A 4,480-nucleotide genomic window follows, 5' to 3' on the forward strand; every position below is an offset into this window, starting at 1 on the left:
TGCGGTCCGGGAAGGCGCGTGGCCCATCAGGCTTGCGCGGGGGGCTCATGGTGGGGGCAATCGGTCAGCCCTGCCGCGGTCTGGGTGAGGTGCTGGGTCAGGGCCTCGGCTGCGGTGTCGGCGTCGCGGGCGAGCGCCGCCTCTTCCAGCCGGCGATGCTCCAGTGCCCCGTCCCGGTCGGGGTTGCGATGCGCCGACCAGCGCCGGGCCAGTTCGCTCGCGGTCCACAGCCGGTCGAAGGTCTCCAGCAGGACGGGGTTGCCGCATCCCTCCAGCAGTGTGCGGTGAAAGACCCGGTGGGCTTCGGCCCATGCGCTGCTGTAGTGCTCGCCCTCCTCCGCCGCGTACGCCGGGGTGCGGGACAGGCGGTGGTGGGCGGCTCGTACGCGCGCTTCCCAGTCGACGTCGCCGCGCTCGACGGACATGCGCAGCATGACCGGCTCGATGGCGCGGCGGGCCTCCGCGACCTCCTGCCAGCGCTGGTCGGTAAAGGCGGGGACGGCGAAGCCGCGGTTGGGCAGCCGGTCCGCGAGCCCCTCGCCGACCACCCGCACGAGAGCCTCGCGTACGACGGCCAGGCTCACGCCCTGTTCCTTGGCGAGGTCCTGGGGCTTGAGGGGGTCACCGGGGGCGTGGTCCCCGCGCATGATCGCGTCCCGCAGGTGTGCGTAGACCTGCTCGGAAAGCATCTGCTTCCCCGTCGGGCCCGAGGCGTGGGTCGTCTGATTCATGCCGCCATCATAGACGATCCAGCAGATAATCGATTATTAGTGTTACGGTCGATTCATCGAACGGCACGATCTGGAAGGAACGACGCCATGAGCGCCAACGACCCCTTCGCCCGCCTCCCCGAGGCGGCGACCTTCACCGTCACCAGCACCACCGTCGCCGACGGCGCCGCCTGGCCGCCCGAACAGCACGCCTCCGGCGTACCCGGCGGGAAGGACATCTCCCCGCAGCTGTCCTGGAGCGGCGCTCCGGAGGGCACCAAGAGCTACGCCGTCACCGTCTACGACCCCGACGCCCCCACCGGCTCCGGGTTCTGGCACTGGGCGGTCGCCGACATCCCCGCCACCGTCACCGAACTGCCCGAGGGCGCCGGTGACGACACCGGCTCGGGCCTGCCCGAGGGTGCCTTCCAACTGCCCAACGACGCCCGCGCGGCGCGCTTCATGGGCGCCGCCCCGCCGGCCGGCCACGGCCCGCACCGCTACTTCACCGTGGTGCACGCCCTCGACGTCGACTCCATAGGCGTCCCTGCCGAGGCCACCCCGGCCTTCCTCGGCTTCACCATGGCCGGTCACATCCTGGGCCGAGCGGTCCTGAACGCCACCGCTGAGACGGTCTCCTGACAGACAGCCAAACCGGAAGGTCCCGGCCGCCGTCGCGGCCGGGACCTTCCCTTGCAGGACCAAAGCCCTTGCATCGAGGGCCACGATCTGGAAACCCGGTGCCCGAGTGGATCGAGCGGCTGGACCAGGTGTTGACGGACCGCGACGCGCTCGACCAGGTCGACACCACTCACTGCCAGGGGCAGGAGATGGTGCTGCGAAAGTTCAGCGTGCTGCGGTGCCGGACACCGACGCGGTAGCCGGTCGCAGGGCGAAAACCGTCCGTCCGCCCGCCCCAGGAGACGGACGGGCGGGCGTCGGGGCGCTCAGTGGTCGGAGCCGGTCAGCAGGTCGGTGACGAACTTGCGCAACCGTCCCGTACGGACGGGCCGGACGCCGTGGATGAGGTGGGCGCCGTAGGCGATGGCCGTGCCGGGGCCGGCGTCGGTCGTCCACCGGGTGCGGGAGGAGGAGGTCAGCCAGGCGGGTTCGCTGTCGTGCCGGTGGACCTCCGGGAGGGGTGCGTGGGGGTTGCGGTGGGCGAGCGGGGTGCCGGGCAGGAAGCCCTGTAATCCGCCGACGTGCTCGCCGGTCCAGACCTGGTCGCTGGAGGTGGTCTCGACGTAGAACTCTCCGCCGGCCTCCGGCTCGTCCAGGACGACGCCGATGCGGCCCAGGCGGCAGGCGATGGGGCCGGGATCGGGTATGCCGTCGAGGTGGGTCGGTACGCGCTGACCGGCTGTCAACTCGGTGTAACCCCAGGGCGCGGCCGAGGCGATGGAGGGGATGGCCCGACGGATGGCCGGCAGGGCCCGGGTCACCGCCTGGCCGAGGATTTCCTGGGCCAGGGGAGGAGCGGGGAGGACCTCGGCCTCGAAGTGCGGGACCCAGCCGGTGGTGTGCAGTTCGTCGTCCATGAACTTGCGGAGCCGGATGAGTTCATCGCGGGTGAGGAAGTCTTCGACGGTTTGCAGGGCGAGCGTCTCGCTGGGATGGATCATGGAGTCCCTTCGCGGTCAGAGCTGCCGGGGCGGGGTGCTTCTCCATTCACCGTCGGGCAGGGAGCGGCGCCGGTCCACGGCGCGGGCGGGGTGCATGGAGGCTCCGGGGCGGCTTGCGGGGGCGCGCGCGGGTTCCGGCCGGGTGCTCGGCGTCGAAGCCGCGGGCAGGTGACTGCCCGCGGCATACGGAACTGCCTTCGCCCCCGCGGCATACGGAACTGCCTCAGGAGCCGCAAGCCGCGCTCAGTGCCGAAGCCCCATGACCAGATCGCCGGGAACCTCGTCGCCCGTGCTGTAGGCCTCGATCACGGCCTCCTGCCACTCCTCGACCGTCAGCCGGTCGTCGCCGTCCGAGTCGATCGCATCGAACGCCTTCTGCGCCTGGGCCTCAGGCATGCCGAACAGCCCCTGGGAGTGCAGGAATTCCTGCCGGCTCACCGTGCCGTCCCCGTCGGTGTCGATCAGTGCCACGTGCGCCTCGACCGACGGCCGGACCAGCTCTCCGAGCGTCCCCGACTCCTTGGCCTGCAGCAGTGCATCGACGAACGCCGCCTCCGTGAGCCGTCCGTCTCCGGGATCGCCGGCCAGCTTCATGAGCCCGTCCCAGTACGTCTGCGCTCCGGAGATCACGTCCTGGCCGCGCGGGGACTGCGGCGACTCCGCGAGCCCGCCCAGCAGGATCTCGGCGCGGCCGATGATGTCCTCGCGGACGAGGATGCCGTCACCGTCGGCGTCCTGGATCTGGAATCGGCGCATGTACTTGGCTCGCAGTCCGGCATCGGTCATGAGATCCGCCTTTCGGGGAGGGTGCAGTGCACTGAATCGCACGGCCGGCTCAGCCGCCCCGCCGACCGCGTCAGCCACACGATCAGAGCCTCGTCCCGTTTCGGCATCGCGGGGTCCGCACCACACCCGTAATCACCCGGATAGGGCATCACGCGCGCGACGCACCGGATCTGACCGGACCCGTGGTGAGGGTGACGGGCTGGGTGGCCTGGTCGGGGATGAGGCCGAGCGGCTTTCCGGTCGAGCGTTCGGCGGTGCGGCGGGCGATCTGCCCGGCGATGTTGGCGGCGGGCTGGATCTCTTCGCGCGGCGTGCTGTGCGGCACGGTCGCGGGCACGTGGGGCGGATCGGCGAACGCGGCGACGGTGGGAAGTGCGCTCGCCGCGAGGGCGGAGATGACGATCAGGAGGGCTCGGACGCGCGCGGACACAGCCGGGAGGGACCTTTCAGGGGCTGGTGCTCGGGGTGGGAGCGGGAAGGGGCCCGGCAGGGCGTGGAGGACCGGGTGAGCACGTCCCTCACTCCGTATGGTGCTCGCCCTGCCGGGGGCTGGGGTGGATCAGACGGCCGGTACGGGAGCCGGGACCGGGGGCACGGCGCTGTCGGGTGCCGTCCGGTCGGTGTCCGGCGCGGGCTTGAGCTCGTCCGGCGCCGGCTTCTGCTCGTCCGGCGTCACGTGCTCGTCGGCGTTCGGCTGCACGTCGTCGTCCGGGGTCGGCTGCGGGTCGGGCTGCACGTCGTCGTCGGGTGCGGGCTGCGGCGCCTCGTCGCCTGCCTTGTCCATCCAGGAAGTCAGGCCGCCGCTCGCGGTGAGCTTGATGTGCAGGCCGTTGTGGTTGCCGAGGGCGGTGCGGCCGTTGGCGTCCAGGGACCCGGCGGAGGTGACTGCCTGCCAGTGGGTGGGCGAGAGCTTGTAGACGCGGGCCAGGGAGCCGTCGGCGAGGGTGTCGTTACGGACGTGCTGGCGCTTCTCGGGCTGCGGCTTCGGCTTGGGCTTCGGCTTGGCCTTGTCCATCCAGGAGGTGAGGCTGCCGCCCGGGGTGAGCTTGATGTGCAGGCCGTTGTGGTTGGCGTAGGCGTTCTTGCCGTTGGCGATCAGCGTGCCGCCCTTGGGGCCCGATATGACGGCCTTGGCCTTGTTCTTGCCGAGCTTGTAAACCTTGGCGGTGGAGCCGTCGCGCAGCTTCACGGTCTTGGCCTTCACCTTGGCCTTGGAGTGCGCGGCCGCTTCGATGCTGACGGACGCGGGGGCGGCCGTGCCCGGGGCAGTGGCGGCCATGGCACCGGACGCGGCGCCCAGGCTGATGCCCGCGGTGGCGATGGCGGCGATGGCGGTGGTGCGCAGAGTGCGGGGGGTACGCA

7 protein-coding genes are annotated in these 4,480 nt (G+C 71.4%); 2 read left to right on the forward strand and 5 right to left on the reverse strand.

Annotated features, from left to right (window positions below):
* Positions 1-26: 26 nt before the first annotated feature.
* Complete coding sequence (locus tag ACQKIP_RS40590) at positions 27-731, reverse strand: GntR family transcriptional regulator (RefSeq protein WP_365856647.1); 705 nt, start codon at positions 729-731, stop codon at positions 27-29.
* Positions 732-818: 87 nt separating this feature from the next.
* Between ACQKIP_RS40590 and ACQKIP_RS40595 the strand changes: the two genes are divergently transcribed.
* Both ACQKIP_RS40595 and ACQKIP_RS40600 read left to right on the forward strand, forming a co-directional pair.
* The gene (locus tag ACQKIP_RS40595) at positions 819-1,352 is read left to right on the forward strand and encodes a YbhB/YbcL family Raf kinase inhibitor-like protein (RefSeq protein ID WP_365856649.1); all 534 of its coding nucleotides are present in this window, start codon (positions 819-821) and stop codon (positions 1,350-1,352) included.
* A gap of 98 nt (positions 1,353-1,450) precedes the next feature.
* Entirely contained in the window at positions 1,451-1,591 is a 141-nt protein-coding gene (locus ACQKIP_RS40600) for a hypothetical protein (RefSeq protein ID WP_365856651.1), read from the forward strand.
* A 66-nt stretch (positions 1,592-1,657) separates the two neighbouring features.
* On the opposite strand, the gene ACQKIP_RS40605 is transcribed toward ACQKIP_RS40600, so the two are convergent.
* The 4 genes from ACQKIP_RS40605 to ACQKIP_RS40620 form a co-directional block, all read right to left on the reverse strand.
* On the reverse strand, positions 1,658-2,332 hold the full coding sequence (locus ACQKIP_RS40605) for a hypothetical protein (protein WP_365856653.1): 675 nt from the start codon (positions 2,330-2,332) through the stop codon (positions 1,658-1,660).
* A 243-nt stretch (positions 2,333-2,575) separates the two neighbouring features.
* The gene (locus ACQKIP_RS40610; RefSeq protein WP_365856655.1) at positions 2,576-3,118 is read right to left on the reverse strand and encodes an EF-hand domain-containing protein; all 543 of its coding nucleotides are present in this window, start codon (positions 3,116-3,118) and stop codon (positions 2,576-2,578) included.
* 148 nt (positions 3,119-3,266) lie between these two features.
* Positions 3,267-3,548, reverse strand: a complete 282-nt coding sequence (locus ACQKIP_RS40615; protein ID WP_365856657.1) for a hypothetical protein — start codon at positions 3,546-3,548, stop codon at positions 3,267-3,269.
* Positions 3,549-3,677: 129 nt separating this feature from the next.
* Positions 3,678-4,480 (reverse strand): hypothetical protein (locus tag ACQKIP_RS40620; protein WP_427745323.1); only part of this gene is annotated, 803 nt, incomplete at its 5' end.

It is taken from the genome of Streptomyces sp. NPDC059900, from assembly GCF_050270335.1.
Taxonomy (GTDB): Bacteria; Actinomycetota; Actinomycetes; order Streptomycetales; family Streptomycetaceae; genus Streptomyces.